At 71.5% G+C, this 23,267-nt stretch carries 21 protein-coding genes and 1 rRNA gene; 17 read left to right on the top strand and 5 right to left on the bottom strand.

The window, feature by feature from the left end; translation table 11 throughout:
* The 11 genes from rrf to ACIQWX_RS49160 all read left to right on the top strand — a co-directional run.
* Positions 1 to 91, top strand: a 5S ribosomal RNA gene (gene rrf / locus ACIQWX_RS49210); the annotation flags it as partial.
* A gap of 97 nt (positions 92 to 188) precedes the next feature.
* The gene (locus tag ACIQWX_RS49205) at positions 189 to 2,303 is read left to right on the top strand and encodes a hypothetical protein (RefSeq protein WP_400886879.1); all 2,115 of its coding nucleotides are present in this window, start codon (positions 189 to 191) and stop codon (positions 2,301 to 2,303) included.
* Positions 2,296 to 3,261 carry an HAD-IIA family hydrolase gene (locus tag ACIQWX_RS49200; protein ID WP_400886878.1) on the top strand — a complete coding sequence of 322 codons (966 nt, stop codon included), beginning with the start codon at positions 2,296 to 2,298 and terminating at the stop codon, positions 3,259 to 3,261. The genes ACIQWX_RS49205 and ACIQWX_RS49200 overlap by 8 nt, the downstream gene beginning before the upstream one ends.
* Positions 3,262 to 3,278: 17 nt before the next feature.
* Positions 3,279 to 3,476, top strand: coding sequence for a hypothetical protein (locus ACIQWX_RS49195; RefSeq protein ID WP_400886876.1), 198 nt, complete (start codon positions 3,279 to 3,281; stop codon positions 3,474 to 3,476).
* 5 nt (positions 3,477 to 3,481) lie between these two features.
* Positions 3,482 to 4,309, top strand: a complete 828-nt coding sequence (locus tag ACIQWX_RS49190; RefSeq protein WP_400886875.1) for a TlyA family RNA methyltransferase — start codon at positions 3,482 to 3,484, stop codon at positions 4,307 to 4,309.
* Entirely contained in the window at positions 4,306 to 5,235 is a 930-nt protein-coding gene (locus ACIQWX_RS49185) for an NAD kinase (RefSeq protein WP_400886873.1), read from the top strand. Before ACIQWX_RS49190 ends, ACIQWX_RS49185 begins: the two co-directional genes overlap by 4 nt.
* A gap of 87 nt (positions 5,236 to 5,322) precedes the next feature.
* On the top strand, positions 5,323 to 7,104 hold the full coding sequence (recN, locus tag ACIQWX_RS49180) for a DNA repair protein RecN (RefSeq protein WP_400886871.1): 1,782 nt from the start codon (positions 5,323 to 5,325) through the stop codon (positions 7,102 to 7,104).
* A gap of 69 nt (positions 7,105 to 7,173) precedes the next feature.
* A complete protein-coding gene (locus tag ACIQWX_RS49175; RefSeq protein WP_400886869.1) occupies positions 7,174 to 8,166 on the top strand; it encodes a zinc-binding alcohol dehydrogenase family protein in 993 nt (330 codons plus the stop codon).
* On the top strand, positions 8,163 to 9,338 hold the full coding sequence (locus tag ACIQWX_RS49170) for a DUF1266 domain-containing protein (protein ID WP_400886868.1): 1,176 nt from the start codon (positions 8,163 to 8,165) through the stop codon (positions 9,336 to 9,338). Before ACIQWX_RS49175 ends, ACIQWX_RS49170 begins: the two co-directional genes overlap by 4 nt.
* Positions 9,339 to 9,426: 88 nt before the next feature.
* Positions 9,427 to 10,611 carry a putative cytokinetic ring protein SteA gene (gene steA, locus ACIQWX_RS49165; RefSeq protein WP_400886867.1) on the top strand — a complete coding sequence of 395 codons (1,185 nt, stop codon included), beginning with the start codon at positions 9,427 to 9,429 and terminating at the stop codon, positions 10,609 to 10,611.
* Positions 10,608 to 11,558, top strand: coding sequence for a copper transporter (locus ACIQWX_RS49160; RefSeq protein ID WP_400886865.1), 951 nt, complete (start codon positions 10,608 to 10,610; stop codon positions 11,556 to 11,558). The genes steA and ACIQWX_RS49160 overlap by 4 nt, the downstream gene beginning before the upstream one ends.
* A 4-nt stretch (positions 11,559 to 11,562) precedes the next feature.
* On the opposite strand, the gene ACIQWX_RS49155 is transcribed toward ACIQWX_RS49160, so the two are convergent.
* The 3 genes from ACIQWX_RS49155 to ACIQWX_RS49145 all read right to left on the bottom strand — a co-directional run bounded on the left by ACIQWX_RS49155 (position 11,563) and on the right by ACIQWX_RS49145 (position 15,042).
* Complete coding sequence (locus ACIQWX_RS49155) at positions 11,563 to 12,828, bottom strand: alginate lyase family protein (protein WP_400886863.1); 1,266 nt, start codon at positions 12,826 to 12,828, stop codon at positions 11,563 to 11,565.
* A gap of 91 nt (positions 12,829 to 12,919) precedes the next feature.
* Positions 12,920 to 13,627: an aspartate/glutamate racemase family protein gene (locus tag ACIQWX_RS49150; protein ID WP_400886861.1), complete on the bottom strand. Its 708-nt coding sequence runs from the start codon at positions 13,625 to 13,627 to the stop codon at positions 12,920 to 12,922.
* Positions 13,624 to 15,042: an NCS1 family nucleobase:cation symporter-1 gene (locus ACIQWX_RS49145; RefSeq protein ID WP_400886859.1), complete on the bottom strand. Its 1,419-nt coding sequence runs from the start codon at positions 15,040 to 15,042 to the stop codon at positions 13,624 to 13,626. The genes ACIQWX_RS49150 and ACIQWX_RS49145 overlap by 4 nt, the downstream gene beginning before the upstream one ends.
* 145 nt (positions 15,043 to 15,187) lie before the next feature.
* Here ACIQWX_RS49145 and ACIQWX_RS49140 point away from each other — a divergent pair, with 145 nt between their 5' ends.
* Positions 15,188 to 15,871 carry a GntR family transcriptional regulator gene (locus tag ACIQWX_RS49140; protein ID WP_400886857.1) on the top strand — a complete coding sequence of 228 codons (684 nt, stop codon included), beginning with the start codon at positions 15,188 to 15,190 and terminating at the stop codon, positions 15,869 to 15,871.
* On the opposite strand, the gene ACIQWX_RS49135 is transcribed toward ACIQWX_RS49140, so the two are convergent.
* Entirely contained in the window at positions 15,841 to 16,461 is a 621-nt protein-coding gene (locus ACIQWX_RS49135) for a DJ-1/PfpI family protein (protein ID WP_400886856.1), read from the bottom strand. The two genes, ACIQWX_RS49140 and ACIQWX_RS49135, sit on opposite strands and share 31 nt — an antisense overlap.
* Positions 16,462 to 16,524: 63 nt before the next feature.
* Here ACIQWX_RS49135 and ACIQWX_RS49130 point away from each other — a divergent pair, with 63 nt between their 5' ends.
* From ACIQWX_RS49130 to ACIQWX_RS49115, 4 genes are all read left to right on the top strand, one after another.
* The gene (locus ACIQWX_RS49130; protein ID WP_400886855.1) at positions 16,525 to 17,856 is read left to right on the top strand and encodes a PLP-dependent aminotransferase family protein; all 1,332 of its coding nucleotides are present in this window, start codon (positions 16,525 to 16,527) and stop codon (positions 17,854 to 17,856) included.
* A 216-nt stretch (positions 17,857 to 18,072) separates the two neighbouring features.
* Positions 18,073 to 19,233, top strand: a complete 1,161-nt coding sequence (locus ACIQWX_RS49125) for an acyltransferase (protein ID WP_400886854.1) — start codon at positions 18,073 to 18,075, stop codon at positions 19,231 to 19,233.
* A 91-nt stretch (positions 19,234 to 19,324) separates the two neighbouring features.
* Positions 19,325 to 21,025, top strand: coding sequence for a CTP synthase (locus ACIQWX_RS49120; protein WP_400886852.1), 1,701 nt, complete (start codon positions 19,325 to 19,327; stop codon positions 21,023 to 21,025).
* Positions 21,022 to 21,651 (top strand): NUDIX domain-containing protein, encoded by a 630-nt coding sequence (locus ACIQWX_RS49115; protein ID WP_400886849.1) that lies wholly within the window; start codon positions 21,022 to 21,024, stop codon positions 21,649 to 21,651. Before ACIQWX_RS49120 ends, ACIQWX_RS49115 begins: the two co-directional genes overlap by 4 nt.
* A gap of 68 nt (positions 21,652 to 21,719) precedes the next feature.
* Here ACIQWX_RS49115 and ACIQWX_RS49110 read toward each other — a convergent pair whose 3' ends face one another.
* Positions 21,720 to 22,214, bottom strand: a complete 495-nt coding sequence (locus ACIQWX_RS49110; protein WP_400886847.1) for a DUF1707 domain-containing protein — start codon at positions 22,212 to 22,214, stop codon at positions 21,720 to 21,722.
* Positions 22,215 to 22,322: 108 nt separating this feature from the next.
* On the opposite strand from ACIQWX_RS49110, the gene xerD reads away from it, so the two are divergent.
* Positions 22,323 to 23,225, top strand: coding sequence for a site-specific tyrosine recombinase XerD (xerD, locus tag ACIQWX_RS49105; RefSeq protein ID WP_400886885.1), 903 nt, complete (start codon positions 22,323 to 22,325; stop codon positions 23,223 to 23,225).
* Positions 23,226 to 23,267: the final 42 nt, after the last annotated feature.

The following is a 23,267-nucleotide window of genomic DNA, read 5'->3' as shown; positions in this document are numbered from 1 at the left end:
GCCCGGTCCCATTCCGAACCCGGAAGCTAAGCCTGACAGCGCCGATGGTACTGCAACCGAAGGGTTGTGGGAGAGTAGGACACCGCCGAACTTACCTTCCGTACGGCCCGTTAGGATAGCCAGTTGGCTGCCCTAGCGGGCCGTACGCGTATGTCCGGAAGAAGATTTTTTGCACGGCAGGAGGCCAGGTGTCCGAGTTCGGTCGACGAGACTCAGCGGATGATGGGTCCGGCCGATCGGCACGGGACGAAGGCTCCCGGGGCCGGTCGGACGCACCCCGGAAGAACCAAGGTGGCGCGCGGCAGGACCGCGGCGGCCGCGACGGCGGTTACCAGGGCCGGCCGCGCCGCGACGACCGCGGGGTCCGCGGCGGCGGCAAGCCGTTCCGCGGCGGCGACGGTCCCCGTGACCGCGACCAGCGCGGAGGATACGCAGGTCAGGGCCGCGGCACGAGCGACCGCGACGACCGGCGCGGCAGCTTCCGCGACGGCGGCCGCGACTCCGGTGGCAGCCGGTATTCGGGCGGCCCGGGCCGGACGGGCGGCGGCCGCTACCAGGACCGCGACACCAACCGCGCCGGCGGGCGCCAGGACGACCGCGCCGGCCGCCCCCAGGGCAAGTCCTCGTACGGCGACCGCAAGCCCCGCTGGGAGGACCGCGGCGGCGCCCGCTCGGACGACCGCGGCCGCGCCGGCTCCGACTCCCGCGGCAGCTACCAGCGCCGGGACGACCGTGGCAGCTCGGGTTCCGGCGGCAGCTACCAGCGCCGGGACGACCGTGGCAGCTCGGGTTCCGGCGGCAGCTACCAGCGTCGCGACGATGACCGTCGCGGCGCGGACTCGCGCGGCGGTTACCAGCGCCGCGACGACGACCGTCGTGGCTCGGACTCGCGGGGTGGCTACCAGCGCCGTGACGATGACCGTCGCGGCTCGGACTCGCGGGGCAGCTACCAGCGCCGGGACGATGACCGTCGTAGCAGCTCGGATTCCCGCGGCGGTTACCAGCGGCGCGACGACGACCGCCGTGGCAGCTCGGATTCCCGCGGCAGCTACCAGCGCCGCGACGATGACCGCCGTGGCTCGGACTCGCGGAGCAGCTACCAAGGTCGGGACGACCGTAGTGGTGGCTCCGACTCGCGCGGCAGTTACCAGCGTCGCGACGATGACCGCGGCAGCCGGACCGGCGGCTTCAAGCGGGACGATCGCGGTAATTCCGACCGTCGCGACGACCGGGGTGGCTACCAGCGTCGCGACGACGACCGGGGCCGTGGTGGCTCCGACTCCCGAGGCGGTTACCAGCGTCGCGACGACCGCGACCGTGGCGGCTCGGACTCCCGTGGCGGTTACCAGCGTCGGGACGACGACCGTCGTAGCAGCTCGGACTCGCGCGGCGGCTTCAAGCGGGACGACCGCGGTGGCTCCGACCGTCGCGAGGACCGCGGCGGCCAGACCGGCGGCTTCAAGCGCGAAGACCGTGGCGACCGGAGCGACCGTGGCGGCTTCAAGCGCGACGACACCCGGCGCGACCGGCCCCGCCGCGAGCCCCAGCCGCGCGTGGGTGCCCCCCTCGACGACGAGGCCCTCGCCAGGGAACTCCTCGAAGCCCCGGAACTCCCCGAGGACATCGAGTTCTCCGACCTCGACGAGGACGCCCGCCGCGAGCTGCGGACCCTGCCCAAGGGCCTGGCCGAGACCGTCGGGAAGCACCTCGTCGCCGCCGGGGGGCTCGTCGACTCCGATCCCGAAGCCGCTCTCGAGCACGCCAAGTACGCGAAGGCCAAGGCCTCGCGCGTGCCCATCGTGCGGGAGGCGCTCGGGCTCGTCGCCTACCACGCCGGCAACTGGTCGGAAGCCCTCTCGGAACTGCGGGCCGTCCGGCGGATGACCCGCAGCGACGATCACATCGCCATCATCGCCGACGCCGAGCGCGCGCTGGGGCGGCCCGAACGCGCCCTCGACCTGGCGAAGGAAGCCGACACCGCGAAGCTGAACAAGGCCACGCAGGTCGAGCTCGCCATCGTCGCCGCCGGGGCGCGGCGGGACCTCGGGCAGCTCGACGCCGCCGTCGTCTCGCTGCAGGGTGAGGACCTCAAGGCCGAGAAGCGCGACCCGTGGAGCGCTCGCCTCTTCTACGCCTACGCCGACAACCTCGCCGCCGCCGGGCGCAAGGACGAAGCCGTCCAGTGGTTCCTCAACGCCGCCGAGGCCGACGCCGAAGACGAGACCGACGCCGCCGAACGCGCGGCCGACCTGGCGAACGAGAAGAACGAGAGCAACGAGGAGAAGAACGACTCGGATGAGTGACGCCCTGCTCGCGGCCTACGACGCGGTCCTGTTCGACCTCGACGGCACCGTCTACCACGGCACCCGGGTGATCCCGGGTGCCCCGGAAACGGTGCGGGCCGCACGTGAGCACGGCACGCCCGTCCGGTTCGTCACGAACAACGCGTCCAAGGCCCCGGGCGAGGTCGTCGAGCACCTCACCGGCCTCGGCATGCCCGCCGACGCCGGCGAGGTGCACACCAGCGCCCAAGCCGGTGTCCAGCTGCTGAAGGAACGGCTCGAGCCCGGCGCGGAGGTCCTCGTCGTCGGGACCGAGTCCCTCGCGGCCGAAGTCACCGGGGCCGGCCTCAAGGCCGTCCGGGAGAACGCCGAGAGCGTCCAAGCGGTCGTCCAGGGCCACTCACCCGACAACACCTGGGCCGCGTTGGCCGAAGCCTGCCTGGCCATCCGCGCCGGCGCGCTCTGGGTCGCCTGCAACGTCGACGCCACCCTGCCCAGCGAACGCGGGCTGCTGCCCGGCAACGGCTCGATGGTCGCCGCGCTGCGGACCGCCACGGACGTCGAGCCGCTCGTCGCCGGGAAGCCGGAGCCGCTGCTGTTCGAGACCGCCGCGCGGTCGGCGGGTGCCGAAAAGCCCCTCGTCGTCGGCGACCGGCTCGACACCGACATCGCCGGCGCGGTCGCCGCGGGCATCGACTCGCTGGTCGTCCTCTCCGGTGTCGCGACGCCGGAACAGCTGATCAAGGCCGTCCCGGCCGAGCGCGCGACTTACCTCGCGAAAGACCTCACCGCGCTCGAAGACAAAGCCGATGACCTCAAGATCGGGCCGCGCCCGGGCTGGACCGTCACCGTCGAGAACGACACCCTGACGGCGAAGGGCGACGGCGACGACCTGGACCTGCTCCGCGCGCTCTGCCACGTGGCCTGGGAGACCGGCGTCACCGAACTCGGCGAGGACACGAAGGCCCGGCTGGCCTGACTGCTACCGTTCGTAACGTGCAGGATCATCCCTACCCCGTCCCTGGCCCGCCGCCCGGTTCGTTCTCGCAAGCGACCGACCCGCGGGCCGGCATCGACGAAGCCGTCGCCGGGCTGGACGACCTCGACGCACTGCCGCTCGCGGAGCACGTCGAGCGGTTCGACGCCGTGCACACCGAGCTGACGGTCGCCCTCTCCAGCATCGACAAGGTCTGACCACGGTGCCCAAGCGGGCGCGCCTCGACGCGGAACTGGTTCGGCGCGGCCTCGCCCGGTCGCGTGAGCAGGCCTCGGCCCTGATCACCGGCGGCAAGGTCACCGTGCGCGGCATGGTGGCCAGCAAACCCGCCACCGGCGTGGAGTCCGACGCGCCCATCGTCGTCAAGGACGAGGACGACCCCGGCTGGGCCTCCCGCGGCGCGCACAAGCTGCTCGGCGCCCTGGAAGCGTTCACCGACCTCAGCGTCGAAGGCACGCGCTGCCTCGACGCCGGCGCGTCGACCGGTGGTTTCACCGACGTCTTGCTGCGCGCCGGCGCCGCGACCGTGATCGCCGCCGACGTGGGCCGCGGCCTGCTCGACTGGCGGATCCGCACCGACGAACGTGTAGTGGTCATGGACCGCACCAATGTTCGCAACCTCTCTCCCGAGGACCTCGGCGGCCAGGTCGACGTCGTCGTCGGGGACCTCTCGTTCATCTCGCTCAAGCTCGTGCTGCCCGCGCTCGCCGCCTGCGCGCGCGAGGGCGCCGACCTGGTGCCGATGGTGAAACCGCAGTTCGAGGTGGGCAAGGACCGGCTCGGCAGCGGCGGCGTCGTCCGCGACCCGCAGCTGCGCGCCGAATCCGTGCTCACCGTCATCGACGAAGCCACGAAGCTCGGCCTCGCGCTGCGCGGGGTCACCGCGAGCCCGCTGCCCGGGCCGTCCGGGAACGTCGAGTACTTCGTGTGGCTGAAGAAGGAACACGTGGCCGAGTCCACTGTGGACGCGGTAGACAGGTCTGAGGCCGAGCGGCTCGTCCGAACCGCCGTCGAGGAAGGGCCCGCATGACCACCGAACGTGAAGTGCTCCTCATGGTGCACCCCGATCGCGAAGCGACGGGCGAAGCCGCGCGCGAGGTTTCCGCGCGCTTCGCCAAGGCCGGCATCCGGATCCGGGTGATCGAGCACGACGTCTGCGCGCTGATCAACCCCGACGAGCACGGCGTCGGGTCGACCTGCACCGTCGTGGACCCGGACGACAACCCCGCCGGCGGCGTCGAGCTGGTGTTCGTCCTCGGCGGCGACGGCACGCTGCTGCGCGCGGCCGAGCTGGCCCGCCCGGCCGGGGTGCCGGTGCTCGGCGTGAACCTCGGCCGCGTCGGCTTCCTCGCGGAGGCCGATTCGGACGCGCTGGCCGACACGGTCCAGCGCGTCGTCGACGGCGACTACCAGGTCGAAGACCGGATGACCATCGACGTCACGGTCACCCACGACGGCGAAGAGGTCGCCCGCGCGTGGGCGCTCAACGAGGCCAGCGTCGAGAAGAGCACCCGCGAACGGGTCCTCGACGCGCTGATCGAGGTCGACGGCCGTCCGGTGTCCGCCTTCGGCTGCGACGGTGTGCTGTGCGCCACACCGACCGGTTCGACGGCGTACGCGTTCTCGGCGGGCGGCCCGATCATCTGGCCGGACGTCGAGGCGCTGCTGGTCGTGCCGAGCAACGCGCACGCGATGTTCTCGCGGCCGCTGGTCGTCTCGCGCGACTCGGTGATCACCGTCGGGATCGACCCGGACGGCTCGCCCGCCGTCCTGACCTGCGACGGGGGTCGGCTCATCGAGCTGCCGCCGGGCGCTCGCGTGCGGGTCACGAACGGCAAGACGCCGGTGCGGCTGGTCCGCCTGTGGGACGGGCCGTTCACCGATCGGCTGGTGCAGAAGTTCTCGTTGCCGGTGAAGAGCTGGCGTGAGCGCCACGCGCGGCCCTGCGAAGACTGACCACTCGGCGCTTCGTTCGAACATATCGGCGACTCGCCGGGTGCCCGCGCGCGCAGAGTGTCGGTGGGGGCCGCTACCGTAGGCGGCGTGCTGGCCGAGATGCGCATCCAGGGCCTCGGAGTCATCGAGGACGCCCTGCTGGAACTGCACGCGGGCTTCACCGTTGTCACCGGTGAGACGGGTGCGGGAAAGACCATGGTCGTCACCGGGCTGCACCTGCTGTCCGGGGGCCGCGCCGAGGTGTCCAAGGTCCGGACGGGGATGCTCAAGGCGTTCGTGGAAGGGCGGTTCACCTACTCCGGGGTCGAAGGCGCCGAGCGGATCGTCACCGAGTCGGGCGCCGACGTCGACGAGGACGGCAGCGTCATCGCGCTGCGGGCCGTCGCGGTCGACGGGCGTTCGCGCGCCCACCTGGGCGGCCGGTCGGTGCCGGTCGGCGTCCTCGCGGAGCTGTCCGAGCAGCTGATCGCGGTGCACGGGCAGAACGACCAGCTGCGGCTGCTGCGCCCGAGCGAGCAGCGTGACGTCATCGACCGGTTCGCCGGCGACGCGGTGGCGAAGCCGCTGACCGCGTACCGGGAGGTCCGGTCCGAGTGGCTCGCGGTGATCGCGGAGCTGACCGAGCGGTCGACGCGCTCGCGGGAGATGGCCCAGCAGGCCGACCTGCTCAAGCACGGGCTCACCGAGATCGACGCCGTCGCGCCCGAGCCGGGCGAGGACGTCGAGCTCACCGCGCAGATCAAGCGGCTCGCGGCGGCCGACGAACTGCGCGCTGCCGCGACCGAGGCGCACATCGCGCTGTCGGGCTCGCCGGACGGCGACCCGGACGCCCCGAGTGCGATGGGCATGGTTTCCGAGGCGCTGCGGCGGCTCTCGACGTCCGAAGACGCGGTGCTGCGCGAGCTGGCGCCGCGGCTGGAGGAGGCGTCGACGCTGCTGACCGACGTCGGGTCCGAGCTGGGCAGCTACGTCGAGACGCTGGACGCCGACCCGGCGCTGCTGGAGAAGGTGCTCGCCCGCCAGGCCGACCTGAAGCGGCTGACCCGCAAGTACGCGGCGGACGTCGACGGCGTGCTCGCCTGGGCCGACGACGCCAGGCGCCGTCTGGAGTCGATGGACACGTCGGAGGAGGCGCTCGCCGAGCTGGCGCTGCGGCGCGACCAGCTCGCGGTGCAGCTGGCCGCGCACGCGGTCGAGGTGTCGGCCGCGCGCGTCGAGGCCGCGGCGTCGCTGGCGGAGGAGATCACGCGCGAGCTGTCCGGGCTGGCGATGGGGCAGGCCGCGATCGAGGTGACGGTCGAGCAGCGCCCGGCCGAGCACGGCGACACGCACGCGCTGACCCTCGACGGCCGCGCGGTGCACGCGGGTCCGGACGGCGTCGACGACGTCGAGCTGCTGCTGCGCGCCCACGACGGCGCCCCGCCGCTGCCGGTGCACAAGGCCGCGTCGGGCGGTGAGCTGTCGCGGGTGATGCTGGCGATCGAGGTGGTGCTGGCGCACGCGGACACGGTCCAGACACTGGTGTTCGACGAGGTCGACGCCGGGGTCGGCGGCCGCGCGGCGGTCGAGATCGGCCGTCGGCTGGCCCGGTTGGCCCGGACGCACCAGGTTCTGGTCGTGACGCACCTGCCGCAGGTGGCCGCGTTCGCGGACCAGCACCTGGTGGTGGACAAGGGGCACAGCGGCGGGGTCACGCGCAGCGGTGTGAAGAACCTGAGCCAGACCGAGCGGGTGAACGAGCTGGCGCGGATGCTCGCCGGGATGGACGACACCGAGACCGGGCGGGCGCACGCCGAGGAGTTGCTGGCTACCGCGGAGAAGGCCAAGGCCGAGCCGGCCCCGAAGCCCAAGCGGGGAAAGAAGAAGTAGCGGCGGAGGAAATACTTCGCGCGCCGGCGGGTGTTGTGCGGGCTGATCGCCTGCGAAGAAAGGACCCCGATGCGCGCGGTGGTACTCCGAGAGCCCGGTCCCGTCGAGAACCTCGAACTCACCGACCTCCCGCTGCCCGCGGTGAAACCCGGCTGGGTGCGGATCGCCGTCAAGGCGTTCGGGCTCAACCGGTCCGAGCTGCACACGCGCCTCGGCCTGGGCGAGGGCGTCACGTTCCCGCGCGTGCCCGGCATCGAGGCCGTGGGCGTGGTCGACTCCGACCCCGACGGAGAACTGACACCCGGGCAGCAGGTCGCCACCATGATGGGCGGGATGGGCCGCACCTTCGACGGCGGCTACGCCGAATACACCGTGGTGCCGAAGGGGCAGGTCATCCCGTTCCGGAGCGGCTTGCCGTGGGAGGTCATCGGCCAGGTCCCCGAGACGCTGCAGACCGCGTACGGCTCGCTCACCACCGGCCTCGACCTCAAGCAAGGCCAGACGCTGCTGATCCGCGGCGGGACGTCCGCGCTCGGGTTCGCCACCGCGGCCCTCGCCAAAGACCTCGGTGCCACCGTCTTCGCGACCACGCGCCAGGAGGACCGGCTCGGCACCCTGCGCGACCACGGCGTCGACCACCCGCTCCTCGACGACGGCGACATCGCCGCCCAGGTCCGGAAGATCGCTTCGGAAGGCGTCGACGCCGCCCTCGAACTCGTCGGGACGCCGACCCTGCCGGACACCTTGAACGCCACCCGCGTGCACGGCACCGTCTGCTTCGCCGGGATGCTCTCCAACCAGTGGATCGTCAAAGATTTCTATCCGATCGGTTACCTTCCCGCCGGGGTGCGGTTGACCGCTTATGGTGGTGAGGCGGACGACCTGCCCGCCTCCGTCCTGCAGCGCCACCTCGACCGGATCGCCGCCGGCGAAACGAGCCTCGGCCCGGCCGAGGTGTACGCGATGACGGAGATCCGGCAGGCGCACGACGACCTGGAGCACAACCGGACGGCGGGCAAGCTCGTCGTGCTGACCGGCCGAGCGGAGGGAGCCGCCCCGTGATCCTGCCGCCGCCCGCCGATGTCGAAGCGCAGCTGGCCGCCGCGCGCCGGGACAGCGACCTGGACCGCTACCTCGGCCTGCTCGCCGGCGAAGAGCTCTTCGTCCCGATCCGGCGGGTGGACGCCCACAGCATCCTCGACGAGCGGGCGGAGACCTTCCCCAACGTCTACTTCGAGACGGGCGGCGACGAGTTCCTGCAGGTCTTCACCCGCGGCGCGCTGCCCGACCTCGGCCCGGACGTCGTCGCCATGAGCGGCGCGCTGGACTGGGCGGTCGACGGCGTCGGGCGGCACGAGCGGGTCGTGTTCAACCGCGGCACCCGCGGCGAGTGGCGGCTGCCCGGCGCGACCCTGCAGCCGTGGCTCGACGCGCACCACGACGACGTCGTCCCGCTGGAGGAGCAGGTCGAACGGCTGATCACCGCGCCGTACGGGCACCTCGAAGGGCCGATCGCGCACGCGCTGGCGTGCGGCGCGCACCTGGCCGTGCTCAACGCGGCGCCGTGGAACGTCCTCGACGCGCGGCGGCACGACTACGTCGCCGAGGTGCGCGGCCTGCGGGACTGGTGGGGCGTGCCGGACCCGCCGGCCTGGCGGGCGACGATGGCCGACCTGATCGGCGACGGCTACGCGCTGACGCCCGGGAACCTCGTGCTGATGCTGCGGCTGCGGTTCGCCGCGGAGTTCGGGCTGACCAGCGGCGAGTTCGACCCGCTGACCTGGGCGGAGCTGGTCGACCGGTGGTGCGCGGAGAACGACGCGGCCGACCAGGCCGACGAGCTGCGGCACACCGTCCGCCGGGTCTCGCGCTGCGAACAGCGCTTCCGGGCCGACGGCCTGGTCGACGCGGACGGCTTCGTCACGACGGCGCTTTCCTGGGACGTCGGCCGCGCGGTCAACATCGCGCGGTGGGGGCTCGCGGCCGGGTACTGCGACGCGCTGACCGCCGAGCTGATGGTGCTCGAGGCGGGATCGCTCGCGCGTCGCTACCACCAGTCATGGGCCGACCTGTCGGCCGGGTACCTCATGGGCCGTGTGCTGCACGCCGAGGACGACGAGTTCGGTGAGTGGTACCCGGCGGCCGTGCGGGTCCACCACCAGCTCCTTCAGGACCCGGGCAGCCCGTGGGTGAACCTCGATTTCGGGTCTCTTTCGGAGGAGTCGGACGCCTGACCCGTGCGGGGGAGGTCACCACAACGGGTCACCCCGGCTACGGCGTGGCGAGCATCGTCCCACGAGCAAATTTGTCACCATCGGCCACATGAAGCTCACCGGCTTGCTCACGCGGAACCAAGAACCCCTCCCGGGGATCACCGGCGTCGCCCGCGTGGACCGCCGGACGCGGGAGCTGCTGCGCCGGATCAGTCCCGGCGACATCGTCGTGCTCGACCAGCTGGACCTCGACCGCCAGACGGCCGACGCCCTGGTCGACGCCGAGGTCGCGGGCGTGGTCAACGCGTCGCCGTCGATCTCCGGCCGGTTCCCGAACCTGGGCCCGGAAATCCTGATCGGTGCGGGCATCCCGCTGGTCGACTCGGTCGGCAGCGACCTGCTGCGGTCGATCAAGGACGGCACGAAATTGCGGCTGCACGACGGCGTCGTGTACGTCGGCGAGCGCCAGGTCGCCTCCGGGATCGAGCAGACCGCCGACAGCGTCGCGGACCAGATGATCGAGGCCAAGGCCGGGATGTCGACGCAGCTGGAAGCGTTTTCGGCCAACACCATCGAGTTCCTGCGCCGCGAGCGCACGCTGATCCTCGACGGCGTCGGCGTGCCGGAGCTGAAGGTCGCCATTCGCGACCGGCACGTGCTGGTCGTCGCGGGTGGCAACGGGCACGCCGAGGACCTCAAGAAGCTCAAGAAGTACATCTCCGAGCACCGGCCGGTCATGGTCGGCGTGGACGCCGGCGCCGACACGCTGCGGGTGCAGGGCTACAAGCCGGACGTCGTCGTCGGCGACCCCACCGGCATCGGCACCGCCACCCTGCGCGGCGGCGGCGAGGTCGTGGTGCCCGCGCAGCCGGACGGGCACGCCCCCGGCGTCGAGCGGATCCAGGACCTCGGCATCGGCGCGGTGACCTTCCCGGCAACGGGCAACGCCGAGGACCTCGCGCTGCTGCTGGCCGACGCGCACGGCGCGAGCCTCGTCGTCACGGTCGGGTTCCAGGCCACCCTGCGCGAGTTCCTCGACCACGGCCGTTCCGGTTCGAACCCGTCGACGTTCCTGACCCGGCTGAAGCTCGGCACGAAGCTCGTCGACGGCAAGGCGGTGGCGACGCTGCACCGCAGCCGGGTGTCGATCGGCGCGGTCGTGCTGCTCGTGCTCGCCGCCGTCGTGGTGGTCGGCGCGGCCCTGCTCGTGTCCGACGTGGGCTCGGTCTACCTGGACTGGCTGAAGGCCACCTGGAACTCGTTCGCCGCCTGGGTCAAGGGATTGTTCACGTGATTTCGCTGCGCTACCACGTCGTTTCCATCGCCGCCTGCTTCCTCGCGCTGGCCGTCGGGGTCGTGCTCGGCTCGACGGCGCTGAACGGCACGCTCCTGTCGGGGCTCGCGGGGGAGAAGAAGGACCTCGGCAGCCAGGTCTCCGACCTCGAGGCGCAGCGCAACGCGCTCAACGCTCGGCTGGCCGACGCGGACGCGTTCGCCGGCTCGATGGGGCCGAAGGTCGTCGCGGGCGCGCTGGACAAGCGGTCGGTGGTGCTCGTGACCACCGAAGACGCGCGTCCGGCCGACCGGGACGCGCTCAAGCAGCTGATCGGCCAGTCCGGCGCGGCGGTGACCGGCGAGGTGCAGCTGACGTCCGCGTTCGCCGACCCGGAGAAGGCCGACCAGCTGCGTGACGTCGTCACGCGGCTGCAGCCGGCCGGCTCGAAGTTCCCGACCGCGGGCGACTCCGGCACGCTCGCCGGCGCGCTGCTCGGTTCGGTGCTGCTGCTGGACAAAACGACGGCGAAGCCGCAGTCGTCGCCCGAGGAGCTGGCGGCCGCGATCGGCGGGCTCACCGACGGCGGGTTCGCCAAGGCGGGCGGCGACGTCAAGCCGGGGCAGCTGGCGATCGTGCTGACCGGCGCGCAGGCGACCGGCGACGGCGCGGGCGACCGCGCGGCGACGATCGCCCGGTTCGCCACGCAGCTCGACCGCTCCGGCGCGGGCACGGTCCTCGCCGGCGACGCCGGTTCCGCGGACGGCACCGGCGCGCTGGGCGTGGTCCGCGCGGACACCTCGGCGACGTCGATCCTGTCCACTGTGGACAACGTAGACTCGTCGGCTGGGCGGGTCAGCACCGTGCTGGCGCTGAAGGAACAGCTCGACGGGGGCGCCGGGCGCTACGGCATCGCCGGCAACGCCCAGGCCCCCGCACCGGGAGTCGGCGCCCCCAACGGCAACTGACCGCTTACCTGAGCGGCGGGTCCAGCGGGAAGCAGGAAACGCGCACCGGCCAGGTGTCCCCGCCCGCGGGCAGCGGCATCTTCTTCAACGCGGCCGCCGCGTCGGTGTCGTGTGCCTCTTCGGCCGCGGCGTGGAAGATGTCCGCCGCGATCGACTGGTCGAACACGCCGATCTGCTGGTGCGGCCAACCCGCTGCACCCTGCAGCGCGCCCGGGATCAGCTGGTCGACGACCTTCCGCAGCGTCACCCCGTTCGGCGCCTTGTACTTCCAGACGTCGACGCCGAGGTTCTTCCCCACCTCCGCCATCCGGCCCCAAGCGGTGAGGTTGAAGTTGACGTAGTGCCACGACATCGTGCGCGACAGCTCGAGGGGCTGGCTGCCGTCGGCGGCGAACTGCACCGGGAACCGCTTCCGCTCCGCGTCGAGCACGATCTTCCGCGCGGTGTCCCGCTTGCCCAGGTAGGACGCGATCGTCGCGTTCTGCATGTCGAGGAACGTGCCGTGGTTGTTGGTGGCGGCCAGTTCCAGCTTCGCCTGCGGGCTGCTCTGCATCCACGTCAGATACTGCGTGAGCCACGCCTTGATGCCCGAGCGGTCCTTCCCGGTCCAGCCCGGCGCGCCGCCGTCGAGCAACGCGAACGCGTCCATCAGCTGGCTGAACGACTGGGTCGAGTCGATGATCCCGGTGCCGCTGACCGTGTCCCTGCAGGGAATGATCTGCGAAAACGTCATGTTCGGGTTCATCCGCGTCGCCGGGTCGAGGAACCACGTCCGGATGTCCAGTGCCGCCCGGTTCGCGTACTTCGCGTCGCCGGTGTAGTACCAGGCCAGCGAGAGGTAGTACATCGCGTCCCAAGCCCACATCCGGTAGGTGTGGTCGGTGATTGCGTCGGCCTCCGGGTTGCGCTGGCCGTCCTTGCTGACGTACGGGCAGCCTTGCGGGTTCTCCGGCGTCTTCGGCTGGCTCGCCCACCAGTACGGCGCCTGGCTCATGTAGTCGTGCTTGTCGCCGCTCGGCGGCGCGGACGGCTTGTCCATGACCGACCACGGGCCGTCGGTCAATGCGGTGTTCGCCTTGTCCAGCACGGCTTTCAGCGCGTCCCGCTGGGCCTTGGTCGCGTGGCCGCTGCGGATGGCCTGCTTGATCCCGGCGAGCTTGGCGCCGTCGGTGACGACGGTGTGCGGTGGCGCCGCGGCCACCGCCGTCCCGCTCACCGGGACCAGGAGCATGCTCGCGGAAACCGCCAGCGCGCCTAGGGTTCTGCGCACGTCGACCGCCTTCCGGGGACGTCGAAATCCCCACGTCGTCACCGGGCGGCGGTACGGCTGCAGGGATTCTGACGTCTCGGCGCGGCGAGTGTCAATCGGGCCAGGTGCGGCGCTTGTCCAGCGGCCGCGCGTACGAACCCGCGCGGCTCGTCTTCAACCCCAACGCCACCAGCGACTCCGCGAGCCGGACCGCCGCCGCGACGCCGTCGATGACCGGGATGTCCAGCATCGTCGCGATCTTCCGGTCCAGGCCGGTCATCCCGGCGCAGCCGAGCACGAGCACCTCCGCGCCGGCGTCCCGCGCGCGCCGGCCGGCGGTGAGCAACGCCGATTCCGTGCGACGCTCGTCCGTCAGCTCCAGCACGCCGAGCCCGGCGCCGGTGACCGTGACGCAGTTCTGCGCGACTCCGGCGGCGTGCAGGCTGTCCTCGATCAGCCCGCACGTCCGGTCCAATGTGGTCACTACGCCGTAGCGGCGGCCGAGCAGGCAGGCAAGGTGCGCAGCGGCTTCGGTGATGTCGACGACCGGGACGTCCAGCAGCTCGCGCGCGCCTTCGCGGCCGTGCTCGCCGAACCCGGCGAGCACGACGGCGTCGAACGGTTCTTGCAAGCCCCGCAACAGATCCAGTACGGCCGCGGCCGACAGGAAGCTGTCCAGCCAGCCCTCGGCCGACTCCGGGCCCCAGCGCGGCGTCCGGGCGAGGATCTCGGTGCCCGGACTCGCGGCCGCGCGGGCCCCGGCCTCGATCTCCTTCGTCATCGCCTCGGTGGTGTTGCAGTTGGTGACGACGATCTTCATCGGTGCTTCCTCGAAACCGCGAAGTACAACGCGGCCGACGACGCCGTGCCGATGAACCACGAGTACGGTGCGGCCGGCCCGAAGAACGGCACCAGCGCGATCACCGCGGACAGCGCGGCGGTCGGGAAGAACGTCACCAGGGCACGGGGGTTGACGCGCGGGTAGATCCCGTCGGCGACGAACAGCTGGGCGACGTCGACCTTGCCGCGCCGGATCAGGTAGTAGTCGACGATCATGATTCCGAACAGCGGCCCGAGGAACGCGCCGAGGCCGCCGAGGAAGTAGTTGACCACTGCGGGCGAGGAGTACAGCTTCCACGGCAGCACGCACAGCGCGGCGACCGCGCTGATCATCCCGCCGATGGTGAAGGTGATCCGCTTCGGCCAGATGTTGGCCAGGTCGTAGGCGGGGGAGACGAAGTTCGCGACGATGTTGACGCCCATGGTGGCGATGGCGAACGTCAGCGCGCCGATGATGAGCACCGGCGTGTTGTGCACCTTGGCCAGCAGCTCGGCCGGGTCGGTGATGGCCTCGCCGAACACCTGCATGCTGCCCGCGGTGACGATCACCGACAGCAGCGCGAACGCCGTCGAGTTGATCGGCAGGCCCCAGAAGTTGCCGCGCTTCACCGTCTTCTGGTCCGGGGCGTTGCGGGAGAAGTCGCAGAAGTTCAGCATCAGCGTGCCGTAGGTGGCGAGGATCAGCCCGGCCGCGCCGAACCACTGGCGGATCTGCTCACCCGTCGAGAGCTGCTTCGGGCTGCTCGTCAGGGAAATGTGCCAGTTGCCGGCGGCGAGGATCCAGACGGCGAGGGCGATCATGACGACCCAGATCGCCGGGCCGCACCAGTCCTGGAACTTGCGCACCGACTCCATGCCGCGGGTGAGGATGAGCGCCTGGACCGCCCACAGCGCGATGAAGCAGATCCAGCCGAGCGCGTGCAGGCCGAGGAAACCGTGCTCGGTCCACGGTTTCAGGCCCGGGTCGATGGTGAGCACGAGCAGCGTGATGGCCACGCTCGCGAGGTAGGTCTGGATGCCGTACCAGAAGATCGCGATGATGGCGCGGATGAGCGCGGGCAGGTTGGCGCCGAACGTGCCGAAGCTGATCCGCGCGACGACCGGGAACGGGACGCCGGTGCGCTGGCCGATCCGGCCCATCAGGTTCATGCCCACGTAGATGATGACGAAGCCGAACAGCAGGGCGGTGAACACCTGCCAGGCGGACAGGCCGAGCACGAACAGCCCGGCGGCGAAGGTGTAGTTGCCGAGGTTGTGCACGTCGGACATCCACAGCGCGAAGATGTCGTAGACCTTCCAGCGGCGTTCCTTCGCCGGTGCGAGGTCTTCGTTCCAGAGCCGGGGATCCGGCGGACTCGTCTCTTGCTGGGTCTCGGTGAGCGGGGCTGCGGTCATGCGTGCCTCCGATCGACGATCGACGTGCAGCGACGGCGATTTGGGATACCAAAGTTTGGCATCCCAAATATCACCCTCGGGTCAGCCGCCGTCAACCCTCTGGCCCGTAAACTCGTGTTACGAGCTTGTTGAGGAGAGGGGACCGGTGACGACGGCGAGCGAGCGGCAGCCCCTCGCGGCCACCCGGCAGCGGGTGCGCGACGAGCTGCGCGAACGGATCTTGACCGGCCGTCTCCGCCCGGGCGACCGGCTGGTCGAGCGCGAGCTGGCCGAGGACCTCGGCGTGTCCAGGGTGCCCGTCCGCGAGGCCATCCGCAGCCTCGAGGCCGAAGGCTTCCTCGTCGAGCAGTCGGCGCGCCGCATCGTCGTCCGTCAGCTGGCGAGGGTCGACGTCGAGGAGCTGTTCGACGTCCGGGAGGCCCTCGAAGGGCTCGCGGCGGGGCGCGCCGCCGAACGGGCGGGCACGGCGGAGCTGAAGCGGCTCGAGCGGGTCCTCGCCGACGCGGCCCGCGCGACCGCCCGCGGCGACGCGGCCCGGATCACCGCGCTCAACTCGCGCTTCCACGACGAGATCGTCGCCATCGCCGGCAACGCGCTCCTGACCACGATGCTGCAGCCCCTGCAGGGCAGGCTCCGGTGGCTCACCAGCCAGAACGAGCACTGGGCCGAACTGCTCGACGAGCACCGCCGTCTGTACGAGGCCATCGCGTCGGGCGACGCGGACCGGGCGCACCTCGAAGCGGTCGAGCATGTGCGGGTGAACCGCGAGGTGACCTTGAAGTCGCTCTTCGGGTCCGATCAGGCGGAAGCCGCCGCCGGCTCGAGGTAGGGCGTCACGTTCCGCAGGGCCCGCGAGACGTACTCGTCCTTCTCTCCGACGGGTGCCACGTAATGCATCGCGTGCTCCGCCGCGTCGAGGCCGCGGAGCCGCGCGAGGACCCAGGTGGCGAGGTACGTCGAAGCCAGGCAGCCGCCGGCGGTGGCCAGCGTGCCGCGGGCGAAGAACGGCTGGTTCAGCACCTCGACGCCGGCGGCGAGGACCCACGGCTTGGTCGTGAGGTCGGTGCACGCGGGCACGTCGGCGAGCAGGCCGAGCTTCGCCAGGACGAGCGTGCCGGAGCACTGCGCGGCGAGCAGCTGCCGGGCCGGGTCGAGCCGGGCCAGCGTGCGCATGATCGCCGGGTCCTCGACGACCTCGCGGGTCTTCGCACCGCTGCCGATGATCACGGCGTCGGCCGTGCAGGCCTCCTCGAGATCGATCACCGCGTCGATCGTGACGCCGTTCATCGACGTCACCCGCGGGGCCGGGCTCGCGATCGACACGCGCCAGCCGGGCTCGGTCACCCGGTTCAGGACGCCGAGCGCGATGAGCGAGTCGAGTTCGTTGTAACCGTCGAAGGTCAGGATCGCGGTGTGCATGGACCGCACGCTAGGACGGCCGATCCAGGACAGTCCACAAATTGTCCTGCCTACAATCGCCGGGTGCGAGTGCCGAAGTACAAGACCGTCGTGGACGCCTTCGCAGCGAAGATCCGCGACGGCGAGTGGCCGGCCGGCACCCGGCTGCCCACCCACCGGCGGCTGGCCGCGGACGAGGGTATCGCCGTGGTGACGGCGTCCCGCGTCTACGCCGAGCTGGAAGCGATGGGCCTGGTCAGCTCCGAGCAGGGGCGCGGCACGTTCGTCCGCGACCTGGGCGCGGGCGAGGGCGTCGACGAGCGCGCGGTCGCGGCCGACGCCGTCGACCTCAGCTTCAACTCCCCGGCCGTCGGCGGGCAGGCCGAGCAGCTGCGCCGGGCGCTGCGCGACCTCGCCTCGGCGGGCGACCTCGACGCGCTGCTGCGCTACCAGCCGCACCGCGGCCGCGCCGGCGACCGGGCCGCCGTCGCGGGTCACCTCCGTTCGCGCGGGCTGGACACCGGCCGCGAGCGCGTGCTGATCGTCAGCGGCGCTCAGCACGGCCTGGCCGTCACGGCGATGGCGGTGCTCAAGCCCGGCGACGTCGTCGCGGTGGACGCGCTCACCTACCCGGGCTTCCGGGTGCTCGCGCGCACGCTCGGCCTCGACCTCGCGCCGTTGCCGGTGACCGCCGAGGGGCCCGACCTCGACGCGTTCGAGCGGCTGTGCCGGCGTCGACGCGTCCGCGCGGTCTACGCGATGCCGACGCTGCACAACCCGCTGGGCTGGGTGCTCTCGGCCGAGCAGCGGGTGCGGCTCGTCCGGATCGCCCGGCAGCACGGCGTGACGATCATCGAGGACGCGTCCTACGCCTACCTCGCCGAGGACGCGCCGCCGCCGTTGGCCGAGTACGCGCCCGAGGCGACCGTCTACGTCTCGGGGCTGTCGAAGAGCGTCGCGACCGGGCTGCGCGTCGGGTTCGTCCTCGCGCCGCCCGAACTCGTCCCGGCTCTGGAAACCGCGATCCGCGCGACGACCTGGAACACCCCGGCGCTGACCGCGGCCATCGCGCGCCGCTGGCTCGAGGACGGTACCGTCGCACGCTTGGAGGCCCGGAAGCGCGACGACGCGCGGCAGCGTCAGGCGCTGGCTTCCGAGGTGCTGGCGGGGCTTCCGTGGACCGGGCACCCGGCGTCGTACTTCCGGTGGCTGCCGCTCGCTCCCGACTCCCGGCCGGACCGCATCGCGGCGGAACTGGCCCGGCGGCGGGTGGCGGTCGCCACAGCCGAGCCGTTCGCGACGACTTCGTCGGTGCCGCAGGCGCTTCGGCTGGCGCTCGGCTCGGTGGGACACGCCGAACTGCGCGCCGGGCTCGAAGCGGTCCGCGAGGAGGTCGAGCGGGATGTTCACCGCTGATCACGGCTTGATGACGAAGGTCACGCTGCGTACCGGAGCACTCACGTATTAACATGATCCACGGGTCCGCGCTCCATGAGCGGAAGTGGCATATCCAACAGCCCGCTGACCCGCTGCCAACAGGCGCTTCCCAGTGCCTTCATGGGAAATTCACAGAATGGGTGGCAAGTCTGACAACGTGAACCACGCCGACGACGGTGCCGGAACGGCGGCACGATGACGACTGCCCAGGCCACTCTCGAAGCTCCCTCCCGGATCGCGAGACCGGGTGGGAAAGCGCCGTACCTGCACCAGATCGACCTGTTCCGGCTGGTCACGTTCGCCTGCGTGATCCTCATCCACGTGGTCGGCGCGACGAACTTCCCGCAGGACGTCGGCGCCAACGCCGTCGAGACCCCGCTGCACTTCACGCGGGAGGCGTTCTTCGCGCTCACCGGGTTCGTGCTGGTGTTCCAGAACCGCGGCCGCGAGATCACGCCGTCGGACTTCTGGCGCAAGCGGCTGCCGCTCGTCGCGACGCCCTACCTGGCGTGGTCGATGTTCTTCTGGGCGTTCTCGCTGGTGACCGGCACGCAGCAGCCGGGGTCGCTCGAGGCGTCGATGCGCCTGCTGCTCAAGGACCTCGTCACCGGCGGCGCCTGGTACCACCTGTACTTCCTGCTCGTGACGATGCAGGTGTACCTGCTGTTCCCGTGGATCATGAAGCTGCTGCGGGCGACCGAGGGCAAGCACAAGTGGCTGCTGCTCGGCAGCGCCGGGCTGCAGGTCGGCGTCACGCTCTTCATGACGTACCAGCCGTTCGGCGTGAGCTACGAGACGATCACCCACCTGTACGCCACGGTCCTGCCGTACCAGTTCTACACACTGCTCGGCGCCGTCGTGGCCATGCACTTCGAGGCCGTGCACGCCTGGGTCGGGCGGCACCGGCTGCTGCTCGGCGGCCTGCTCGTGGCGGTGCTGGCCGGCACCGAGTGGGTCTACCTGCGGACCGTCCACAGTGGAACGTTTCCGCAGGTGGCCAGCGACCCGTTCCAGCCGTACCTGATCCCGTGGTGCGTCACCGTCATCGCCGCGATCTACGCGTTCGCCACCTGGTGGTCGGGCCGTCGCCGCGAGGGCAGCCGGGGCGCCCGCCTGGTCTCCTGGGCGGCGAACCGGTCGTTCAGCATCTTCCTCGTCCACCCCCTCGCCCTGGCCCTGCTCGGCCCGGTGATCCCGGTCGTGGCGGAGCACTTCGGCGCGCCCTGGCTCAGCGTGGTCATCTACCTGGCGACGATCGTGTCGACGATCCTGATCGTCGAGGCCCTGCGCCGCCTCCCGGGCAGCCGCGCGCTCACCGGACGGCCGCGGCTGCGGCCCGCGAAGGCCGCCGCCTGATCCGCCCCCGAAAGGGTGGTCAGGAGCACAAAAGACGGTTCGGGCGAGTCACAGCGCGCGGATCCGCGGACTTGGGATATGCTGGCGGCCCGTGGGACTTCAGTCACGGGCTACCAAGTACGTTTTTGTCACCGGAGGCGTCGCCTCCTCTCTGGGTAAAGGACTCACGGCTTCGAGCCTGGGACAACTCCTTACCGCGCGCGGGCTTCGCGTCACGATGCAGAAGCTCGATCCGTACCTCAACGTCGACCCCGGGACGATGAACCCGTTCCAGCACGGTGAGGTGTTCGTCACCGACGACGGCGCCGAAACCGACCTCGACATCGGGCACTACGAGCGCTTCCTCGACCGCGACCTCGACGGCAAGGCCAACGTCACGACCGGTCAGGTCTACTCCGAGGTGATCGCCAAGGAGCGCCGCGGCGAGTACCTCGGCGACACCGTGCAGGTCATCCCGCACATCACCGACGAGATCAAGTCCCGGATCACCGCCGCGGCCGAGCCCGACGAAGCCGGGAACGCCCCGGACGTCGTGATCACCGAGGTCGGCGGCACGGTCGGCGACATCGAGTCCCTGCCGTTCCTGGAGGCCTGCCGCCAGGTCCGCCACGACGTCGGGCGCGACCACTGCTTCTTCCTGCACGTCTCGCTGGTGCCGTACCTGGCGCCGTCGGGCGAGCTCAAGACGAAGCCGACCCAGCACTCGGTCGCCGCGCTGCGCAACATCGGCATCCAGCCCGACGCGCTGGTCTGCCGGGCCGACCGGGAGATCCCCGAGGACCTCAAGCGCAAGATCGGCCTGATGTGCGACGTCGACACCGAGGCCGTCATCGCCTGCCCGGACGCGCGGTCGATCTACGACATCCCGAAGGTGCTGCACGGCGAGGCGCTCGACGCCTACGTCGTCCGCCGCCTCGGGCTGCCGTTCCGCGACGTCGACTGGACGGTGTGGGGCGACCTGCTCGACCGGGTGCACAACCCGAACGAGATCGTGCGGATCGCGGTCGTCGGCAAGTACATCGACCTGCCGGACGCCTACCTGTCGGTCACCGAGGCCCTGCGCGCGGGCGGGTTCGCCCACCGCGCCAAGGTCGAGATCGTCTGGGTCGCCTCCGACGACGCGCAGACCGCGTCCGGCGCGGCTTCGGTGTTGTCCGATGTGGACGGTGTGCTGATCCCGGGCGGGTTCGGCATCCGCGGCATCGAGGGCAAGGTCGGCGCGATCGAGTACGCGCGCACCCGCGGTGTCCCGCTGCTGGGCCTGTGCCTCGGCCTGCAGTGCATGGTCATCGAGGCCGCGCGGCACCTGGCCGGGATCAAGGACGCCGGGTCGTCGGAGTTCGACGAGAACACCACGCACCCGGTGATCTCGACGATGGCCGACCAGCGCGACGTCGTCGCGGGGGAGCGGGACATGGGCGGCACCATGCGGCTCGGTGCCTACCCGGCGAAGCTCAAGGCGGGTTCGCAGGTCGCGAAGGCGTACGGCACCACCGAGGTGTCCGAACGCCACCGCCACCGCTACGAGGTGAACAACGCCTACCGCAAGCAGCTCTCGGACGCGGGCCTGGTCTTCTCCGGCACCTCGCCGGACGACCACCTGGTCGAGTTCGTCGAGCTGCCGGCCGACAAGCACCCGTTCTTCGTCGGCACGCAGGCGCACCCCGAGCTGAAGAGCCGCCCGACCCGGCCGCACCCGCTGTTCAGCGCGTTCGTCAAGGCCGTCGTGGACCGCAAGGTCGCCGAGCGGCTGCCGGTGGAGTTGCCCGAGGCGCCGGTGGCGGCCCGATGACCGCGCCGGGCGAGCACGAGTTCAGCGTCGCTTCGAGCCGGGACGTCCACATCGGACGCGTCGTCGGCCTGCGCGTCGACGACGTCGTGATGCCGGGTGGCGACACCGCGGTCCGCGAGGTGATCGAGCACCTCGGCGCGGTGGCGATCGTCGCGCTGGACGACGAGCAGCAGGTCACGCTGATCCACCAGTACCGGCACCCGATCGGGCACCGGCTGTGGGAGCTGCCGGCGGGCCTGATCGACCACCTCGGCGAGGACCCGGTGGGCACGGCCAAGCGCGAGCTGGTCGAGGAGGTCGGGCTGGCGGCGTCGGACTGGGTGACGCTGGTCGACGTCGCGGCGTCGCCGGGCTTCACCGACGAGGTCGTGCGGGTCTTCCTGGCCCGCGGACTGTCCGATGTGGACCGGGATGTGCTCGGCGAGGAGGAGGCGGACCTGGTCATCCGCAAGTTCCCGCTCGCCGAGGCGGTCCGGATGGCCCTGGCGGGCGAGCTGCTGAACGGCGCCACGGTGTCGGGGGTGCTGGCGACGCACGCGGTGCTCACCGGCGCGGGCACGGCGCGTCCGGCGGATGCCCCGTGGGAGGACCGCCCGACGGCGTTCGCCAAGCGCAAGCAGTCCTGACCACCGAGTACTGACGTGAATGACTCATTCATGTCGCCAGGCGACATGAATGAGTCATTCACGTCAGTTCAGGGGCGCAGGGGGCGGCCTTGGGAGTCGAGGCCGCCGTCGCGCAGCAGCATGATGCCGTCGATGATCGGCCACAGGATGCCGATCCCGGTCACCAGCACCACGAACAGCTGGAGCAGGCCCAGCCCGACCTGGCCGGTGTAGAACCGCCCGGCGCCGAACGGCAGCACGATCTGCAGCACGCCCGCCACGGTCTTGGACCGGTAGGAGTACGGGACCGGCGCGTACGGCATCGGGGGCGGCGGGGCGTACGGCATCGGCATCTGCACCGTCTGCTGCGCGTACGACGGCGGCGGTCCGAAGAACCCCGGGTGCGGTGGTGGCAGGTCGCGGAACAGCGGCCGCAGGTCGCCGAGCGTCGTCGCCGCGTAGGCGTCCGTCACCCGCGTCTCGTACTCGTCCGGCGTGATGCGGCCCATGCCGAAGTGGTCGGCGAGCAGCCGCGCCGCTTCCTCCCGCTCGGCCGTGCCGATGCGGAGCTGGTCCGACTCCATGAATCCAAGGTAACCGCGCGAAGCTGAGAACGGGGTTTCTGCCGGGTCACGAGCCCCGGGCGGCCTAAGGTGTGCCGCGTGGCCTCCAGCCCGGACAGCACGGACGGCGTGATCGCCGCGTACCTCGACCACCTGGCCGTCGAACGCGGGACCGCGCGCAACACGCTGGACAGCTACGCCCGTGACCTGCGCCGGTACGCCGCGCACCTCGACGGCGCCGGCGTCGCCAAGATCGCCGACGTCACTTCCGCGCACGTCACGTCCTTCGGTGCCGCGCTGCGCGAAGGCGACGAGGAACACCGGCCCCTGGCGGCGTCTTCGGCCGCGCGGGCGCTCGTCGCCGTGCGCGGCCTGCACAAGTTCGCCCACGCCGAGGGCCTCACCGAGCACAACCCGGCCCGCGAGGTCCGGCCGCCGACGCCGGCGAAGCGGCTGCCCAAGGCGTTGCCGGTCGACGACGTCCTGCGGCTGCTCGAGACCCCGCCGCCGGACGGCGAGCGCCCGCTGCGCGACCGGGCGCTGCTGGAGCTGCTGTACTCGACCGGCGCCCGCATCTCGGAGGCCGTCGGGCTGGACGTCGACGACGTCGACGACGCCGAACGCACCGTCCTGCTCGACGGCAAGGGCGGCAAGCAGCGGCTGGTCCCGATCGGGCGTCCCGCGCTCGCCGCGGTGCACGCCTACACCGTCCGGGCGCGGCCGGCCCTCGCCGCGCACGGCCGCGGCACCGCGGCGCTGTTCCTCAACGCCCGCGGCAGCCGGCTTTCGCGGCAGAGCGCGTGGCAGGTCCTCAAGGACACCGCCGAACGAGCGGGGATCGTCGCCGCCGTCTCGCCGCACACGCTCCGCCACTCCTTCGCCACGCATCTGCTCGAGGGCGGCGCGGACGTCCGCGTCGTGCAGGAACTGCTCGGCCACGCCTCCGTCACGACGACGCAGGTGTACACGCTGGTCACGGTCAACACCCTGCGCGAGGTGTACGCGACGGCGCACCCGCGAGCACTGGGCTAGATGGCCCTATAGGGGGTCAAGGGCCTTCATACGCTGCACCGA

This window comes from Amycolatopsis sp. NPDC098790, assembly GCF_044759945.1.
In the GTDB taxonomy this organism is placed as follows: Bacteria; Actinomycetota; Actinomycetes; order Mycobacteriales; family Pseudonocardiaceae; genus Amycolatopsis.
This window is presented reverse-complemented; position numbering and strand designations above follow the sequence as displayed.

Bases quoted from the DNA above. Each gene is read 5' to 3' on its own strand.
- ACIQWX_RS49185 (WP_400886873.1), top strand. From the start codon at position 4,306: ATGACCACCGAACGTGAAGTGCTCCTCATGGTGCACCCCGATCGCGAA.
- ACIQWX_RS49150 (WP_400886861.1), bottom strand. From the start codon at position 13,627: ATGAAGATCGTCGTCACCAACTGCAACACCACCGAGGCGATGACGAAG.
- ACIQWX_RS49200 (WP_400886878.1), top strand. From the start codon at position 2,296: ATGAGTGACGCCCTGCTCGCGGCCTACGACGCGGTCCTGTTCGACCTC.
- ACIQWX_RS49115 (WP_400886849.1), top strand. From the start codon at position 21,022: ATGACCGCGCCGGGCGAGCACGAGTTCAGCGTCGCTTCGAGCCGGGAC.
- ACIQWX_RS49175 (WP_400886869.1), top strand. From the start codon at position 7,174: ATGCGCGCGGTGGTACTCCGAGAGCCCGGTCCCGTCGAGAACCTCGAA.
- ACIQWX_RS49110 (WP_400886847.1), bottom strand. From the start codon at position 22,214: ATGGAGTCGGACCAGCTCCGCATCGGCACGGCCGAGCGGGAGGAAGCG.
- ACIQWX_RS49145 (WP_400886859.1), bottom strand. From the start codon at position 15,042: ATGACCGCAGCCCCGCTCACCGAGACCCAGCAAGAGACGAGTCCGCCG.
- ACIQWX_RS49135 (WP_400886856.1), bottom strand. From the start codon at position 16,461: ATGCACACCGCGATCCTGACCTTCGACGGTTACAACGAACTCGACTCG.
- steA (WP_400886867.1), top strand. From the start codon at position 9,427: ATGAAGCTCACCGGCTTGCTCACGCGGAACCAAGAACCCCTCCCGGGG.
- ACIQWX_RS49125 (WP_400886854.1), top strand. From the start codon at position 18,073: ATGACGACTGCCCAGGCCACTCTCGAAGCTCCCTCCCGGATCGCGAGA.